At 55.4% G+C, this 1,600-nt stretch carries 2 protein-coding genes; both read left to right on the forward strand.

Going from position 1 to position 1,600, the window contains the following annotated elements:
- A partial coding sequence (locus FHG66_RS23060; RefSeq protein WP_218013951.1) for a hypothetical protein occupies positions 1-74 on the forward strand: 74 nt, incomplete at its 5' end.
- Positions 75-171: 97 nt separating this feature from the next.
- Positions 172-1,368, forward strand: coding sequence for a hypothetical protein (locus FHG66_RS21330; RefSeq protein ID WP_139079155.1), 1,197 nt, complete (start codon positions 172-174; stop codon positions 1,366-1,368).
- Positions 1,369-1,600 lie beyond the last annotated feature (232 nt).

The following is a 1,600-nucleotide window of genomic DNA, read 5'->3' on the forward strand; positions in this document are numbered from 1 at the left end:
TGGGCCAGGGCCACGAGCATGTGTTCGTGCGCGGCACCGACGGCCAGCTCTGGCAAAAGTGGTGGACGGCCTAACAGAATAGGTCGCGGAGAGGCTGCTCCTTTCCTTTTCAGTGAGCAGCCTCTCAGTAGTTCAAGAACACTCGATGTTCCTCGTTATAGGCGAGTGCATATGGTCGCGTTTTTCGGTTGGCTCCATAAGCAGCAGTTAAGGTTGAAAACTGCCCTGAGAGAAAAGCTGAACTGTCCCCCGGGGGAGATGCTTGGCACACCCAAAGTTCACTGTACCAAGACATGTAAGCCCAAGGCAGGCAAAGCCACAATTGAGGAACTGGTCGACGACTCAAAGGAACTCTTGGCTTTGCTGGCCAATCGAGGGGTGCCGGTCGGCAACAAGATCGTCGAGGCGGTGATTGACGCAGAGGCCGCACAGCGCGCGATGGTGCAGGCGCAATCGCTTAAAGAGGGATCGGGCCAGAATGAAGAAGGTCTGAATGCGAAACTAATCCATGACCTCGTGCAGGGTCATGCCTTGCTGGTGAAGGCTGCTCACCCAGCCAGCTTGGCTTCGCTGCGTTACATGCGACATGGGCGAAAGGCCTCCAGCGGTATGGGGTATATGCTTTTTGCGTGCCTGATCTTGGTTGTGCTGATCGTCATTCAGACTTGGTCGGTGCGCCTGACTGATGTCGCGCAAAAGGTCGGCGTTTCTTATGCCATCCTTGACGCCTCCGAGACAGCAGATGCGGACAGAGATGGCGTGGAGCAGAGGATTGCGGCCGAGCTCTTACGCGTCGAGGGAGGTTGGCTCATGGGCGTCACTGATGGCTTGGAGCCCGAAGCGGCGCATCGCATAACTTTTGGCAAAGTGCAGGGCTTGGCGAACACGCTCAACAGTTTGGTGCTTCCGGCGCTCTACGGGCTTCTCGGTGGGATTGCCTACATACTCCGCAGCTACCCTCTGGCTGTCCAAGCGGGAACCTTGGTTGGTGAGTATACAGGAGAGAACTTCCTTCGAATGACCTTGGCCATGTTGTCGGGAGTCATCGTCGGTCTCTATGTCGGTCCTGAGGCGGCGGTTACTGGCCTGCCAAATGAACCCTTAACGACCTTGACCCTCACTCCTATCGCCTTGGCATTTCTGGTTGGCTACTCCGTTGATTTCCTCTTTGGTTTCCTCGACAGGATCGTTATGCCACCGGCTTCACAGACGTCCGCTGCCAGTGTGACGGCCAATCAAGCCCCCGATGTCTTCGTGAATGTCAGGACGGATCGCGATCCGCCCCCGAACGATAATAGTGGTTCATCGTCATCAAAAAGGTCTGCCGACAACCAAGGAAACGATGCAGCAAAGGATAACGTTCAGTGAACTATGGAGCCATCTAAGCACTATCAGGTAAACGACATCCTGAGAACTTCCAGCCTAACAGACAGGTAGTCAGACGCCATAATGGACGCCTGTGATACGCCACCATCATGGCTACTTGCAAAGGTTCGTATACTGGACATCGCTGACGAGGGTGGTCCAGACTGTAACCGCTGGCGCTATTTGGCCGGGTTTTGCTGGAACTAGCTGTCAGGTTCCTGGCCCAATGACGAGG

This window comes from Rubellimicrobium rubrum, assembly GCF_006152115.1.
GTDB lineage: Bacteria > Pseudomonadota > Alphaproteobacteria > Rhodobacterales > Rhodobacteraceae > Rubellimicrobium > Rubellimicrobium rubrum.

What these genes read in the sequence shown, in the direction of transcription:
- FHG66_RS21330 (WP_139079155.1), top strand. Translation starts at nt 172, where the DNA reads ATGGTCGCGTTTTTCGGTTGGCTCCATAAGCAGCAGTTAAGGTTGAAA.